Source organism: Ruminococcus sp. BSD2780120874_150323_B10 (genome assembly GCF_015553695.1).
Classification (GTDB): Bacteria; Bacillota; Clostridia; order Oscillospirales; family Acutalibacteraceae; genus Ruminococcoides; species Ruminococcoides intestinale_A.
On sequence record NZ_JADNHD010000026.1, the window covers coordinates 1 to 15,468 of the forward strand.

The following is a 15,468-nucleotide window of genomic DNA, read 5'->3' on the forward strand; positions in this document are numbered from 1 at the left end:
ATTTCTGATGCTTTGTTGTGTGCATCTCACTGTAAATCTTTGAGTATCCTCAAAGTATTACGGGTTCCTTTATCTTTCTCGTTGTTTAATTTTCAAGGTCCTACGCACTTTTTGGAAAGTTTTTTGTCGGTTCTTACCGAACCTCTCTCAACAGTGCGTGAATTATTATATCACATTCATTTTCGTTTGTCAACACTTTTTTTAAAGTTTTTAAAAAGTTTTTGAAATCTCTTTCATTACTTTTAAAAGCTTTTTCTGTGTTTTCAAACCTTTCTGTTGTTTGTGCTTTCCTCAAGCGACTTCGTTATTATATCACTCCTTTTTACAAATTGCAACCCCTTTTTTCAATTTTTTTAAATTTTTTATTTTTTCTTAAAAAACAATTTAAAAGCCGCATATTTGTCGCATTTTCATATTAGTGTATAATAAAACTTTCAACGCTTTTAACTATACCCATTATTTAGTCGATTATTCAATTCACTTAAAATTATTTTATCAACTCGTTATTTCAAATGTATATCTGTACTTTATACTTATTACTTCCCATATACATTATATAAGAAAAGTGTATTTTATAGGAGAAATAATCTTGACAAAAGTTTTTATTCTCTATATAATAGTAACAACAAGTAAATCCCTCTAAAAGCGATGACGGGAACAAGATATTTTGGTATTTCTTCAGAGAGCAGCTGTATGGTGAAAAGCTGTGATTACCTTTATATGTATAGCTCATCCCCGAGTTTTCTGTGCGAGGTTATGTAGTGCAGAACGCAAGACTGCGTTATCGGTCAGGACTTTGTTGGAAGTCTGTAAGGGGTGTACAGTGATGTGCACCTAAAACCGGGTGGTACCACGGATGTTTTATTCGTCCCTTTTTAGGGGCGATTTTTTGTGCAATTAATTAGGAGGCACTTTATATGAAACCAGGATTTGAAAAGTATATTCCTTTTCAGCAGATTAAGCTTGAAAACAGAGAATGGCCAAACAATGTAATTACAAAAGCACCGATATGGTGCAGTGTTGACTTGCGTGACGGCAATCAGGCGCTTGTTGACCCTATGAATATGGAAGAAAAACTTGAATTTTTCCACACGCTTGTTGATATGGGCTTTAAGGAAATTGAAATAGGATTTCCGAGCGCATCTGAAACAGAGTACGAAATCTGCCGTGAATTGATTGAGGGCAACCATATTCCCGATGATGTTACAATTCAGGTACTTGTTCAGGCAAGAGAGCACCTCATCCGCAAAACTTTCGAGGCAGTTAAGGGCGCTAAAAATGTAATTATCCATTTCTATAACTCAACCTCTACATTACAGAGAAAAGTTGTATTTAAAACAGATATGGAAGGCGTAACTAAGATTGCCATTGAGGGTGCAAAGCTCATCAAACAGCTTACAGACGAATATACAGGCGATACAAACTTTAGATTTGAGTATTCTCCCGAAAGTTTCAGCGGTACAGAAGTTGAGAACGCTGTTTACATCTGCGATAAAGTTATGGAAGCTCTCGGTTCTACAAAAGAAAACCCTGTTATTCTCAATCTTCCTAATACTGTTGAAATGTGCACACCAAACACATACGCAGATCAGGTTGAATATTTTATTAAACATATAAAGAACAGAGAGGCTTGCATAATCAGCTTGCATCCGCACAATGACAGAGGCACAGGCGTTGCGTCGGGCGAGCTTGCACTTCTTGCAGGTGCAGAGCGTGTAGAGGGCACACTCTTCGGCAACGGCGAGAGAACCGGTAACCTTGACATTGTTACAATGGGACTTAATATGTTTACACAGGGAGTTGACCCTAAACTCGACTTCTCTAATCTTCCAAAGCTCAGAGAGATTTACGAAAGATGCACAGATATGAAAATCAATCCTCGTCAGCCGTATATCGGTGAACTTGTATTTACTGCTTTTTCGGGTTCTCATCAGGATGCTATCAATAAAGGTATGCAGTATATGAAAGACAGCGGCACAGAATATTGGGAAATTCCATATCTCCCTATCGACCCTGCCGATGTCGGAAGAGAGTACGAACCTATTATCAGAATCAACTCTCAATCAGGTAAGGGCGGCGCCGCATTTGTAATGAGCCATAACTTCGGATATGACCTTCCAAAGAAGATGCACCCTGAATTTTCTAAACTTGTTCAGAAAAAGTGTGAAGAACTCGGCAGAGAGCTTATTCCGAAAGAACTTTTTGAAGTATTCAGCGAAAACTATCTTGAAGTTAATCAGAAATACGCTCTTACAAAGCGTAAAATTTACGAAGAAAGCGAAAACGGTAAAGATTATGTGCACTTCAAGGGCAAGATGACTATTAACGGTGCCGATGAAGTTACATTAAGCGGCGTAGGCAACGGACCGATTGACGCATTCTTTAATGCTATTAAGAAATTCGGACTCGACAAATACGAATTTATCTCTTACAGCCAGCACGCTATTTCACAGGGTTCAGATTCAAAAGCTGTTTCTTACATTGAACTCAAAAAGCCTGACGGAAAGAACATTTTTGGTATAGGCATTGATTCAAATGTCAATGTTGCATCTGTTCTCGGCGTTCTTAATGCAATTAACAGAGCTGAAATGTAAAAGCAGTAAATTACAGTATAATATCAATATAATTATTAATCCGCTCAATTTTATTATAATTTGAGCGGATTTTAGTTTGTTGGTTTAATGTAAAAATATGGTTCACCACCAAAAGTTTAGTTTTGCTTTACTTTGTTGCCCGATGGAAAGTATCCTAAACCACAACTTTCGCAACTATTGCAATTAGTCTTTTAACATCTTTATTTATACAGTCACACTTTCTGTATTTTGCAATATTATGTAGTGTAAACAGAAAGGAGGCAAACGCTTATGTGTAACTTTTTCGGTAATGGCAACAACTGCTGCTCATGGGTTATTCTTCTTATAGTTATCCTTGCTTGTTGTGGCGGTAACGAGTCTTCTAACGGTTGTGGCTGCGGCTGCTAAAAATTAAGTATAAAAATAACCCCCTCAATTGAGGGGGTTAAATTCTGTTCGTCTATAAAACTATAATGCGATTATGCACTGTATGCAGACCATGAACCGTAGTTATTGTTTCCCTGAACAGGAGAAGTCTGGATTGAAGTAAATCCTGCCTCCGCAATGTTCTTAAGTTCTGCTATAATGTCGGTGTATTTCCAGTCAAAGCAATGGAGAATAACACCGTAATAAAATTACACATACGACAAAATAAGCAAAAACCTCTTATTTGCGTATAAAATACATTTTAACGCTTTTATCATAACAAAAATGTATTAAATTGGCAACCTGATTATTGCACAATAAGCGCAAAACGGTTTTGATTATTTTGCTAATATTTTATATATTTAATCTTAAAATAAGCAAATATTTACGCAAATTATTTATTTGTTTTGTTGAGCAAGTATTTACAGATTTATAAAAACATTAATTTTATTTTGTCAATATATGTGTATTGAAATTTACCGATTTTGTAGTAAAATATCTTTATAGGATGTGATAATATGAAAATAGGTCTTGTAGTTGAGGGCGGTGCAGCACGCACCTACTACTCCTGCGGCGTTATGGACGAAATGTTGAAAGAAAATATTTACGCCGATTATGTAATAGGAACTTCGGCAGGCATTTCAAATGCCGTATCTTATGTTTCAAAGCAGATCGGCAGAAACTATATAATCGGCACAAAGTACTTAAATGACAAAAGATATATGGGCACTAAATATTTGCTAAGCCCTAAAAAGCGCTGTTACTTTAACCTTGATTTTATAATGGACGAAATTCCAAATAAACTTGTTCCCTTTGACTACGATACTTTTGCAAAATTTAAAGGTGATGTAATCGCAACTCTTACAAATATAAACACAGGCAAAACCGAGTATGTGCCTGTTTCACGCTATGACAGAAAATTTGAAATACTAAGAGCGACCTGCGCATTACCGCTGCTTTTTCAGCCGATTATAATAAACGGAAACGAATATCTTGACGGCGGAATTACCGACAGCATTCCGTTTAAACACGCTTTTGATGACGGCTGTGACAAATGCATAGTTATACTTACGCAGGCAAGGGATTACCGCAAAAAAGCCGACAAAACGCTCGAATTTTCCGCAAAGCGCTACAGAAAGAAACCTGAATTTGCAAAGGCGCTTTTAAACAGACCGCAAATGTATAACAAACAGCTTGAAGATATAAAAATGCTTGAAGAACAGGGACTTGTTTATGTAATTGCGCCAAATCAAAGTCTTGGCATAGGCAGAACTGAAAGCAACCCCGAAATAATAGAAAAAATATACAAACAAGGTGAGTCAGATTTAAGAAAACACCTTGATAAACTTAGAAAATTTATTGAAAATTAAAGGTGTCCATTTATCTGAAATTGCAAAACAATTGTCAGAAGAACTGGCAAACGGAAGAATTAGTATGGAGCAAATATGATACCTATTTATATGACGATTGCAAAGTTTTGAAAAATTTGCTTAACATACAAAATGAAGCTGATTTAAACTTAGCTGATAAATACAAATTTAAAAATTATAAGCCTGTTCCGCACGAATACTTAGAAGATTAACTCTTATCTCTTGACTTTTTTACATTCATTTGGTACAATAGATTATGTTGCAACGGGATGTAGCGCAGCTTGGTAGCGCACACGTCTGGGGGGCGTGGTGTCGCAAGTTCAAATCTTGTCATCCCGACCATTACACGCTAACCGCTCGGTCAGCGTGTTTTTTCTTACTGTAATCCTTTTTATAATGAGGTGAACATATATGCAGATTTCAAGCAGATTTACTCTTGCCGTTCATATTCTTACCTGCATAAAAACTTTCGGTGACAGTAACAAGATTACGAGCGAGTTTTTGGCTGCAAGCACCAATGTTAATCCTGTAATTGTCCGTAAAATTCTCGGGCAGTTAAAAAAAGCGGGTATAGTGGAAGTAGCACGGGGTTCGGGCGGTGCTGTTCTGGCAAAGCCTGAAAATGATATAACATTTCTTGATATTTATAAAGCGGTAGATTGCGTGGGTGACGGCGAGCTTTTCCATTTCCACGAAAATCCTAACCCGCTCTGCCCCGTCGGACGAAACATTCACGCCGTTCTTGACGACAGGCTCATAAAAGTACAGCAGGCAATGGAAAAAGAGCTTGCGTCTGTTACATTAAAAGATGTTTTGGACGATACGCAAAATATAATAAAATCGCAACAATAAAATAATTTGATTAATAATAAGATTTTAAGTATTTTTCTTCTTTTTGAAAATTCTTAAAATCTTTTTTTATTTTTGTCGTTGTAACTATTGACATTACAACGAGCTTGTGATAATATATCGTTGTAATCATTAATGTTACAACAAATTCAACACATAAACATTTTTACGGAGGTTTTATTATGAAAAAGACAGATTACAAAGAAATCAAATTAGAAAAAGGCACTATCTTTGAATATTCATTCGGTGAAGTAAAGTTGTTGGTTTACCGTACAAATGACTTTATTGACGATGAAGCAATTATGCTTGTAAAAAACAACAAAACAGTTGTTATCGAATCGCCTTGCTTTAATGACAACATTGCAGAGCTTGAGCAGTTTATTAAAGATACAGGTACTCAAGTTGAGGGTGTTGTACTCGCTTATCATATGGGCGGCGGCACATTCTTGCCGAATGTAAAGAAATATGCTACTAAAAAGGCAAATACTTACGGCACTGTCGGTGGCGGTAAAGCTTTAGTAGAAAATTTCACAAAGGCTTTCGGCAATATCTTTGATTCATCAATTCACTCGGTTACAAATATTATTGCAGGCGAAACATTAAAAATCGCAGATACCGAACTTAGCATTGTAGAAACTGCTGATGCTTTTGATATTGTTTTCCCTGAAATCAATGTTATTTACACTCATATGCTCGGTCACGATTGTCACTCTATTATCGGCGGTGCAGCACATGCCGACGCAATGATTGCCGAACTTGAGGGCTATATTAACAAAAATTATGACCTTATTCTCACATCGCACTATGACCCGGAAGATACAAACGATGTAAAGACTAAGATTGACTATGTAAAGAATATTAAGTCTATTGCAAACAAGTCAGCCAATGCCGAAGAATTTAAGGAAAAAGTAAAGTCAGAATATCCGAATTACTCCGGACTTAACTACCTTGACATTACAGCCGGTGCATTTTTCCCCGCTTAATTAAATTTTCTGCAATAAAATAAATTATAATCCATATTTGAAGGGCAGCCCAAATAATGGGCTGCCCTTTTGAGAAGTATAGTAGTGTCAGATATTCAAAATCGTAATTATTTTTCCTTCATAGGTAAGCACATTGCTTTCTTGCAAACTCTTTAATTCTCTCATCAATGTGCTTATATCCATTTGTAAATGGTCTGCGAGCTCCTGTCTTGTAAAAGGAATTTGTAATTTGTCACTTTTTTGCTCGCTTTTTAATTGTCGCAAATACTTAATAATTTTATTTTTCGAAAGAGATTCCGCATTAGCAATTATGCGCTGCATAACATTTTCTGTCATTCTGTAAAAAATACTGATAATGTTTTGCTGAATTCTGTTTTGTAAAAAAATAATTGACGGATCGGTTATTAAAAACGAATTTGTTTCAAGTGACAAAACAACCGATTTTTTCCTTGCCTCTACCGATACCGTCGGATACGGAGTATCCAAGCTTATGGCTATCAATTCGTTTCCGTCGGGTTCAAAATGATTTATAAATGTTTTCACACCGTCTATATTTGTTTCATAAGAAGCTATTGAACCGTATAAAACAAAAATTGATTTATCAAGTTCAACATTAAGTATTGCGCCACGATTAAGTTCAAAAATCTTAAATTTAGTATTATATAGAAATTTCTCAATTTCATCATCGGTAAATCCATGAAAAAGTTGAGAATTTCTTAAATGCTCGATATTTTTTTCGATTTGATTCTCCATAAATATAAACAATACTCCTGATTACAAAATATATACTTAAGCTGTCAGATTGACAAAACCTGACAGCTTTATTATATCACTCTTATTTTTTATTTCAATGCAATTTTTAAAATCATCAGTTATTAACGGTATATTTTCCGTTTGAACTGCCCGAAATATAAAACTTGGCACTGCCTGTAACAGGAATATCAACAGTCTGACTGCTGCCATTGTTGAATATTACATATGTAGCGTCGCTTGGAATATCAATGGTATAAACACTCTGACCTAATTCATTTGTTGTTGACTTTGTCATTGATTTTCCCGGCCATGATGTCATTTTTGTATTGCTGTCAGACCAATAGTAGCAATTCACATTACCCCAGTTGTAGTTATCTGTAAATGTCATAGTATATTTGTCAGATACAGATGAAGTTGTAGGTTGGGTTGTCGGTGTCGGCGCTGTAGTAGGCTGTGTTGTAGGTTTAACCGTTGTCGGCTGTGTCGGAGCGATTCCGCCTTTGTATTGACCTACCTTGGCCTCACTGCTTGGCTGATTTGCAATGTACAGCATAATGTATGTAGCATCTCTGATATCAACAGAACCGTCTTCGTCAACATCGGCAGCAATCTTTTGTTTTTGATTAAATGTAATCATTTCATTGATGCAAAACTGAATTTCAGTTACATCGCTGATTGTAATTTTACCGTCCTGATTTGTATCACCGATAAGTACGCTTTCAGCAGGAGATGTAGTAGGTTGTGCCGTAGTAGGTTGTACTGTTGTAGGCTTTGCCGTAGTAGGTTGTGCTGTTGTACTCTGGGTTGGTACAGGCGTATTATAATCTTCAAAAGTGTGATTTGCTTTGAATATCTTTGTAGCGCCGTTGAGATTTAATCCCGGCTTTGCATCTGCAGGATAACGCTTGCTTGCAGAGTTTGTGCCGTCACTGAAAATAACCGCACCGTTTGCAAGTGAATCTGAAACTTCAATTACATAATAACCTGTAGAAGAATCCAAAGTCATTTTTTCGCCAGGCCATTTTGCATTAGAAACTGCATCTGAATAAATATAAGCATATATATTTGACCAGTTATAAGATGAATTGTCAAAGTAAATTTTTTGCGTTAATGTCGGGTCAACCTTTGTGTAAATGTAGGTTTTATCGGCTGAACCGTTGGCGTTGCTTGCCTTTACATTGATTGTTGTCTTTGTACCGTACGCAAGACCTGCGCCGATTGTAATTTTCGTACCGTCACTGAATGACTGATATTTACCGCCGTCAACGGAATACTGCGAGTTTTCAGCGTTCTTGGTATTTAATGTAAGTGTGTAAGTTTCTGTTTCGTATGTAGAAGAACCCGGAGTTACACTTACCTTTGGCTTAGGATTTTCTTCTTCATAAATAACGGCAATACCGCTTGAGCCGACCTTACCGCTGATTGATGATGAAGTAACCGTAAATGTGTTGCCGGAAATTTTGTCAACATATGTACCCGGTTTTGCATAGCCTCCGCCGTTTTCAACAGAAACATTACCGCTGCCGCTGCCTTTTACAATAACAGCACCGCCGTCTTTACGGGTAATTACGCTGCAGTCGTTTGATTTTTTATAACAATCGGCTTTTCCGTTCATGGCATTGTGGAATTTATTAACTTCCGCAACCTCACTGCTTGTAAAGTGAGTGCTGCCTTTTTCACCGATTTTTATATTATCTTTAATTTTTGATGACGGACGAGAAAAATAAAGAGCCGTTACTTCATTTTGGCTTGCCGCAACAGCATATGCACGGTCAATAACATTCTGACTCATATCATTTGAATAGCCCCAATCTTTGTTATTTGACCATGTGTCATGGCTTTCGGCCCAATAAATGAGTTTATCGCAGGAAATACCACGATTGCACCAGTTTCCAGACGAATCGGGTGCATCACCGGAATTAAATGAATCACGCAGAGCTTTACCGTAATTGCTGTCGGTTACTGTAATATAGTCTGTATATTCTTTCATTATATCTTCATTTCCGGTTTCTCTGTCATCAGGACCGGTAAGAATTTCGCCATAGTTATATAAACCATACTTTGTTACCGAACTCCAGAAATTATCGCCCTCGCTCGGAACGCCAATATGTTTTGCTGCGTCCCAGCGAATACCGTCAACACCGACTGACTTTAATTCCTGCATATATTTTCCTACTTTTTGCTGAACATATGAATTTTCAGTTGCGATATCAGGCATACCGATTTCTCCGTGTGTTACCTGCCATCTGTTTTTCCAGTCAATACCGCCTCCAAAAGTATGCCAATACTTTGATGGCTTTAAATCTTCTTCTATTCTTGAATGGTCGCCTGCAAGATGATTTGCTACAACATCAACTATTACCTTGATACCATAATTTTCGGCTTCTTTACATAGTGATTCCAACTCTGCCTTTGTACCGAGTTCGCTAGTACCTATATAAAATCCCAACGGCTGATACAACCACCACCATGTACCGGTTCCGCTGCCGGGCTGTGCAGGTGAAGTTTGAATTGTTGTAAAACCTGCCTCGGCAATATTATTTAATTCTGCCTTAATATCATTGTACTTCCAGTTAAAACAGTGCAAAATTACACCGTCCTGAATGTTGTCCATTAAATCGTAATCGCCGACAGAAACCGAATTTTCATCTGATACAACTGCCGCATTTGCCGACACCGCAGCTGTTGCAAAACAAGGCAACAACATACTTGCCGCAAGAGCCGCACTGATTATTCTTTTATTCTTTTTCACGCTTTTTCCTCCCGTAAAATGTTAATTTCAAAACCTAAAAACCATAAAATTACAAAAAGTTTCTAAATAATTGCCTGCTTAACAAAAATCACCTCCAAAAACAAGGCATAATAACAATGTTTACTATTTATTATAATAATTATTTTTCCCCTTATATAATGGTAAATACGAATGTTTATCTTAAGAGGAATAAAATTTAACCGTTATTTTTTGTTCATTTTCACAAACAAGTTCTTAATATCAGCAAAATTTAATTTATAATATAAATTATAATACAAAGCTATGTTAAATTAATTAAAAAGCTTCTGTCTTAATATATTGGAGCAACAATAATACATTACTGTTTAGCGGAATACTTCGTCAGGTAATTATAAAAGTTTGGTAGACACTAATTCACCCCGATTTTTGATAACAAAACAAAATGCCCTACTATGGCGTATAACCATAGTAGGGCATTTAATAAATTCTGTTATTATTTCACAAATTTACCGAGAATATCGAATTTTCCGATAATAGGGAGCTTTTTGCATTTACCCTGTACTGCGTTTACAATACCGTAAATTGCAAGAACAATAAAAGCAATTGACAAAATTGTGTTTATAAAACCGAGTATTGTAAGCAAAACTCCGCCTACTCCAAAAATAATACTTCCACGGAATACGATGCTTATAATTGTGGCTAAAATATAGTAAATAATAGCCTGTGCAACAGATAAAACAGTAATATTCAAACCCTGTGTTGCATGAAATCTTGCGTACTTTGAATCCTTTGCCGCAAAAATAGGTACAAGTACAAGCAAACCGATATAAGCAAGCACTGCCATAACCTTGTTTTCTTTGATATCCATAGGATCAAACTCTGCTGTAACATCATCACTGTTCAAAAAGTTGTTATGCTGTGTGCCGTACTGGTGCTGTTGAGTCTGCGCCTGCGAAGTTGTGTCATAAACGGGTGTTCCGCAATGTGAGCAGAATGTTGCTCCGTCCGGAATGTTATTGCCGCAATTTTTACAAAAAGCCATTGTTTTTACTCCTTTTTCTTTAAATACCTCATTAATTATTAAAATTAACATTATATATGATATAATATATCGCAAAATATGTCAAGTAAATATCAAAAATGGCAACTAAACATAAATATGTGTTTAGCCGCCATTTTATCTATATTGCTTTAAGAATAAGCATTAATTACTTAAAATACTTAACGCCGCTTTCAAAGATAAGCTGGTCCTTAGCAAACGGAACATTCTTGTAGAGGCTGTCGCCCTTTCTTTCGCTGTGGCCCATTTTTCCTAAGATTCTGCCGTCAGGTGAAGTAATACCCTCGATAGCGCATACGGAACCGTTTACATTATATGTAATGTCTGCACTTGGGTTGCCGTTAAGGTCAACATACTGTGTAGCAATCTGACCGTTTTCGGCAAGCATCTTAACTGTTGCCTCGTCAGCCATAAATCTGCCCTCACCGTGCGACACAGGAATAGCAAATACATCGCCTGCATTTACACTTGCAAACCAAGGTGACTTAACGGAAGTAACTCTTGTGTAAGCCATATGAGAGATATGTCTGCCGATTGTGTTGAATGTAAGTGTCGGGTCTGTCGGCTTAAGTTCTCTGATTTCGCCGTAAGGTACAAGACCGAGTTTGATAAGTGCCTGGAAACCGTTGCAAATACCGAGCATAAGACCGTCACGGTTCTTGAGCATCTCATTTACAGCGTTCGCAATTCTTGGATTACGGAAAGTAGTAGCAATAAACTTACCTGAACCGTCAGGCTCGTCACCGCCGGAGAAACCGCCCGGGAACATAATCATCTGTGACTTAGAAATGATTTTCTCCATAGCCTTGATTGTTTCTTCGATATGAGCGGATGTAAGGTTCTTTACGATAAGGAGTTCAACATTTGCGCCCGCTTTTTCAAAAGCTCTTGCAGAGTCAACCTCGCAGTTTGTACCCGGGAATACAGGGATAAATACTGTAGGTTTAGCAGTCTTAATTGCAGGTGAACTTGTGTTTCTCTGTGTAAAGAGCGGAATATCAACCGCAATTTCAGGGCACTCTGCCTTTGTCGGGAATACCTTTTCAAGCGGAGCAGTCCACTTTTCGATAAGTGTATTTACATCAACAGCAGCACCGTTTACTGTAACCTTGCCGTCGTTTGTAACTGTACCGAGGTCATAGCTTACTACACTGTTGTCAAGTTCCGCACCGTCTGCAAGCTCAAGAACAAGTGAACCTGAAAGAGGGGCGAAAAGCTCGTCATTTGTGAGTTTATTTGTAAATTTAAATCCATAGCCGTTACCGAAACAAGCCTTACATACGCTTGCGGCCGCACCACCCTCTTTAACAACAGATGCAGAAAGCACCTTGCCCTCGTCAAAGAGTTTGTAAACAGCCTTGTACATAGCGATAAGCTTGTCCCAATCAGGCATAAGAGTTTCTTTATTTTCAGGAACAGGTACATAAATAACCTTTGAACCTACATTTTTGAACTCGGCTGATACTGTCTTGCTTGCCTTTGTCATAGCAACCGCAAAACTTACGAGTGTAGGCGGAACATCAATTGTTTCAAATGTACCCGACATACTGTCCTTACCGCCGATTGACGGAATACCGAGTTTAAGCTGTGCTTCCATTGCACCGAGAAGTGCAGCGGCAGGTTTACCCCAACGCTCCGGTACATCTTTTAATCTTTCAAAATATTCCTGGAATGTAAGGCGTGCTGTAAGTGGGTTGGCACCGATAGCAAGAAGTTTTGAGAGTGACTCAACTACTGCGTATGCCGAACCGTGGAACGGACTCCAGCGTGAAACACCCGGAATAAAGCCGTAGCTCATTGCTGTAGCGTCATCTGTTTCGCCTTTTTCAAGAGGAATCTTAGCGGCCATAGCCTCCTGCGGAGTAAGCTGGTTCTTACCGCCAAACGGCATAATTACTGTTGCAGCACCGATAGATGCGTCAAAACGCTCTGAAAGACCGATCTGTGAGCAAACCTCAAGACGAGCCATATTTTCTTCAAGTGCCTTGTCGGCAGGCATATCCTTTAATACAGCAGGACAAGCCTTACGGTAGCAATCCTCTGCCTTTGGTGCTGTAATATAAGCTGATGAAAGCTGTGTAACACCGTTTGTATTCAAAAATTCACGGCTGAGGTCAACAATCTTGTCGCCTCTCCATGTCATTGTAAGTCTTGGGCTTTCTGTAACAATTGCGACTGCTGTAGCCTCAAGGTTCTCTTTCTCTGCCTCGGCAATAAAGGTTTCTACATCCTTTTTGTCAAGAACAACAGCCATTCTCTCCTGGCTCTCTGAAATAGCAAGCTCTGTACCGTCAAGGCCGTCATACTTCTTAGTTACCTTGTCAAGGTCAACTGCAAGACCGTCGGCAAGCTCACCGATAGCTACGCATACACCGCCTGCACCGAAGTCGTTGCATCTCTTAATAAGTTTAGCAACCTTAGGATTGCGGAACAAGCGCTGAATCTTACGCTCTGTTGGTGGGTTACCCTTTTGAACCTCTGCACCGCAGGTTTCAATAGAGCTTTCTGTGTGAGCCTTTGAAGAACCTGTTGCACCGCCGCATCCGTCACGACCTGTTCTGCCGCCTAAGAGTACGATAATATCATCAGGGAGCGGAACTTCACGAATTACATTTTCCTTTGGTGATGCGCCGATAACTGCACCGATTTCAAGTCTTTTCGCTACATAGCCGCTGTCATAAAGCTCTGTAACCTGACCTGTTGCAAGACCGATCTGGTTGCCGTATGAGCTGTAACCGTTAGCCGCACCTGTTGTAATTTTTCTTGATGGGAGCTTACCGGGCATTGTGTCCTTTACAGGAATAGTCGGATCTCCCGAACCTGTAACACGCATTGCCTGATATACATATGAACGACCTGAAAGCGGGTCACGGATAGCACCGCCAAGACAAGTAGCTGCGCCGCCGAAAGGCTCGATTTCTGTCGGGTGGTTATGGGTTTCATTCTTAAACTGAACGAGCCACTGCTCTGTTTTGCCGTCAATAGTTACGGGAACTTCGATTGAGCAAGCGTTAATCTCTTCGCTCTCGTCAAGGTCAGGAATAAGACCTTTTTTCTTAAGTGACTTCATACCGATAAGAGCCATATCCATAAGAGATACGATTCTCTTTGTATCTTTTCCGTAAACCTCGTCACGGGTAGCATAATACTCATTGAGAGCGTCCTCGATTACCGAACCGAGAGCTGCCTTTTCAACTTCGATTTTCTCAAGTTTTGTAAGGAAAGTTGTGTGACGGCAGTGGTCAGACCAATATGTGTCAATAACACGAAGCTCTGTTACACTCGGGTCACGCTTTTCTGTATCTCTGAAATAGTCACGGCAGAACTTAAGGTCTGACAATGTCATAGCAAAGCCCATTGAGCCGTAATACTTTTCCATTTCTTCGTCGTTAAATTTTATAAAGCCTTCTACACGCTTAACATCGGCAGGAACAGGAGTTGCAACGTCAAGTGTCTGCGGCTTTTCAAGAGAGGCAAGACGGCTCTCTACAGGGTTGATGAGGTAATCCTCAATCTTTTTAAGGTCATCATCCGAAATATCACCTGTTACGGCAACAACTCTTGCTGTAAGCACCTTGCAGCGTTCGCCCTGTGTAAGAAGCTGTACGCACTGCTCGGCAGAGTCGCCACGCTGGTCATACTGACCCGGGAGATATTCCATTGCAAATACCTTCCAGCCGTCCTCAACAGGAAGTGTTTCCTCATAAATAACATCCGCATTCGGCTCTGAAAGAATAGTACCTTTTGCTGCGTTGTACTCGTCGAGTGAAAGTCCCTCAATATCATATCTCATAATGTATCGAAGGTCGGTAACATTTCTCATACCAAGGTTGTGGCGAATGTCCCACAAAGTCTGCTTTGCAAGAACATTAAAGCCATCTCTTTTTTCTACAAAAATTCTGATTACGCCTGACATAGAAGCTCGTCCTCCCGTAAAAATCATATTATTTTAATAATACCACAAAAGCATTTTTTCTTTTTTCGATAAAGTAATTATAAAAATAATTGACGAATAAAATCGTATAAAATTGGTACAAGCAAAAAATTGTCGGTATATAAGCCATTAATGTGCATTGTAGGTTATAAAGTTTAGTTTAAAAAAAGTGATAATTTTTGAAAGGGAAATAATTAAAAGACTTATTTTGCCAAGTACAAATTTTATTAGGAAAATAAAAGTTAGAGGTTCCAAGGTCACTGACCTTGGTCGTCTAAGGAAAAGGGATACTTAAGGGGAAAGGGACTCGAAATCCCTTTCCCCTTAAGCGTGCTTTCTTTTGGAGCTTTTCTTTTCACGCAAAAGAAAAGCGGAATGGTAGGCATTTTATTATAGTGCATAAGTAGTTTACAGGCAACAAACTTATAAAATAATCTTTCTGCCATATTTTTGCTTACGCAATTAAAAGGCTTTCTCCATTATGTTCAAGCCGCCAAAAGGCTTGCCGTTTGGCTATTAAAATTTGCAATAGATTAAAGTTTTATGGGCGTTGCCCACACCCACAACCTTTGAAAAGGTTGACCAAACTTTTATAATTACTTGATTTGGCAAAACATTCTATCAAAGCTCTGTTTTAATCTATACTATGCAAAAAAACCGCCTGCAAAGCAGACTGACCCGACCCCCAAAAGTTAGACCTAAAAAATCTAATTTTGGAGGTCGGTATTTTTATGTCAAAATACAGTTATGAATTCAAGAAGAAGGTAGTAATGGACTACATAAATGGAA

General features: G+C 38.4%; 9 protein-coding genes, 1 tRNA gene and 1 other annotated feature. Of the genes, 6 read left to right on the forward strand and 4 right to left on the reverse strand.

The window, feature by feature from the left end:
- The 6 genes from I2E21_RS12155 to I2E21_RS11590 all read left to right on the forward strand — a co-directional run.
- Window positions 1–225, forward strand: a 225-nt coding sequence (locus I2E21_RS12155) for a hypothetical protein (protein WP_207735347.1), incomplete at its 5' end; no start/stop codon positions are given.
- A 414-nt stretch (window positions 226–639) separates the two neighbouring features.
- Window positions 640–876, forward strand: a binding site (T-box leader).
- 41 nt (window positions 877–917) lie between these two features.
- Window positions 918–2,594, forward strand: coding sequence for a 2-isopropylmalate synthase (leuA, locus tag I2E21_RS11570; protein WP_022234182.1), 1,677 nt, complete (start codon window positions 918–920; stop codon window positions 2,592–2,594).
- Between the two features lie 923 nt (window positions 2,595–3,517).
- Complete coding sequence (locus tag I2E21_RS11575) at window positions 3,518–4,369, forward strand: patatin family protein (RefSeq protein WP_195411426.1); 852 nt, start codon at window positions 3,518–3,520, stop codon at window positions 4,367–4,369.
- 265 nt (window positions 4,370–4,634) lie between these two features.
- Window positions 4,635–4,711: transfer RNA gene (locus I2E21_RS11580), tRNA-Pro, on the forward strand.
- Window positions 4,712–4,780: 69 nt separating this feature from the next.
- Window positions 4,781–5,221 (forward strand): Rrf2 family transcriptional regulator, encoded by a 441-nt coding sequence (locus I2E21_RS11585; protein ID WP_022234179.1) that lies wholly within the window; start codon window positions 4,781–4,783, stop codon window positions 5,219–5,221.
- Between the two features lie 179 nt (window positions 5,222–5,400).
- Window positions 5,401–6,201, forward strand: a complete 801-nt coding sequence (locus I2E21_RS11590) for an MBL fold metallo-hydrolase (RefSeq protein ID WP_195411427.1) — start codon at window positions 5,401–5,403, stop codon at window positions 6,199–6,201.
- Window positions 6,202–6,288: 87 nt separating this feature from the next.
- Here I2E21_RS11590 and I2E21_RS11595 read toward each other — a convergent pair whose 3' ends face one another.
- From I2E21_RS11595 to I2E21_RS11610, 4 genes are all read right to left on the reverse strand, one after another.
- Window positions 6,289–6,954: a helix-turn-helix domain-containing protein gene (locus I2E21_RS11595; protein ID WP_195411428.1), complete on the reverse strand. Its 666-nt coding sequence runs from the start codon at window positions 6,952–6,954 to the stop codon at window positions 6,289–6,291.
- A gap of 115 nt (window positions 6,955–7,069) precedes the next feature.
- Window positions 7,070–9,706 (reverse strand): starch-binding protein, encoded by a 2,637-nt coding sequence (locus I2E21_RS11600; protein WP_195411429.1) that lies wholly within the window; start codon window positions 9,704–9,706, stop codon window positions 7,070–7,072.
- A 472-nt stretch (window positions 9,707–10,178) separates the two neighbouring features.
- On the reverse strand, window positions 10,179–10,727 hold the full coding sequence (locus I2E21_RS11605; protein WP_195411430.1) for a zinc-ribbon domain-containing protein: 549 nt from the start codon (window positions 10,725–10,727) through the stop codon (window positions 10,179–10,181).
- Between the two features lie 166 nt (window positions 10,728–10,893).
- A complete protein-coding gene (locus I2E21_RS11610; protein ID WP_195411431.1) occupies window positions 10,894–14,661 on the reverse strand; it encodes a phosphoribosylformylglycinamidine synthase in 3,768 nt (1,255 codons plus the stop codon).
- Window positions 14,662–15,468 lie beyond the last annotated feature (807 nt).

Excerpts from the sequence above, each read along its gene's own strand:
- leuA (WP_022234182.1), top strand. The coding sequence starts at position 918 with ATGAAACCAGGATTTGAAAAGTATATTCCTTTTCAGCAGATTAAGCTT.
- I2E21_RS11575 (WP_195411426.1), top strand. The coding sequence starts at position 3,518 with ATGAAAATAGGTCTTGTAGTTGAGGGCGGTGCAGCACGCACCTACTAC.
- I2E21_RS11585 (WP_022234179.1), top strand. The coding sequence starts at position 4,781 with ATGCAGATTTCAAGCAGATTTACTCTTGCCGTTCATATTCTTACCTGC.
- I2E21_RS11590 (WP_195411427.1), top strand. The coding sequence starts at position 5,401 with ATGAAAAAGACAGATTACAAAGAAATCAAATTAGAAAAAGGCACTATC.
- I2E21_RS11595 (WP_195411428.1), bottom strand. The coding sequence starts at position 6,954 with ATGGAGAATCAAATCGAAAAAAATATCGAGCATTTAAGAAATTCTCAA.
- I2E21_RS11605 (WP_195411430.1), bottom strand. The coding sequence starts at position 10,727 with ATGGCTTTTTGTAAAAATTGCGGCAATAACATTCCGGACGGAGCAACA.
- I2E21_RS11610 (WP_195411431.1), bottom strand. The coding sequence starts at position 14,661 with ATGTCAGGCGTAATCAGAATTTTTGTAGAAAAAAGAGATGGCTTTAAT.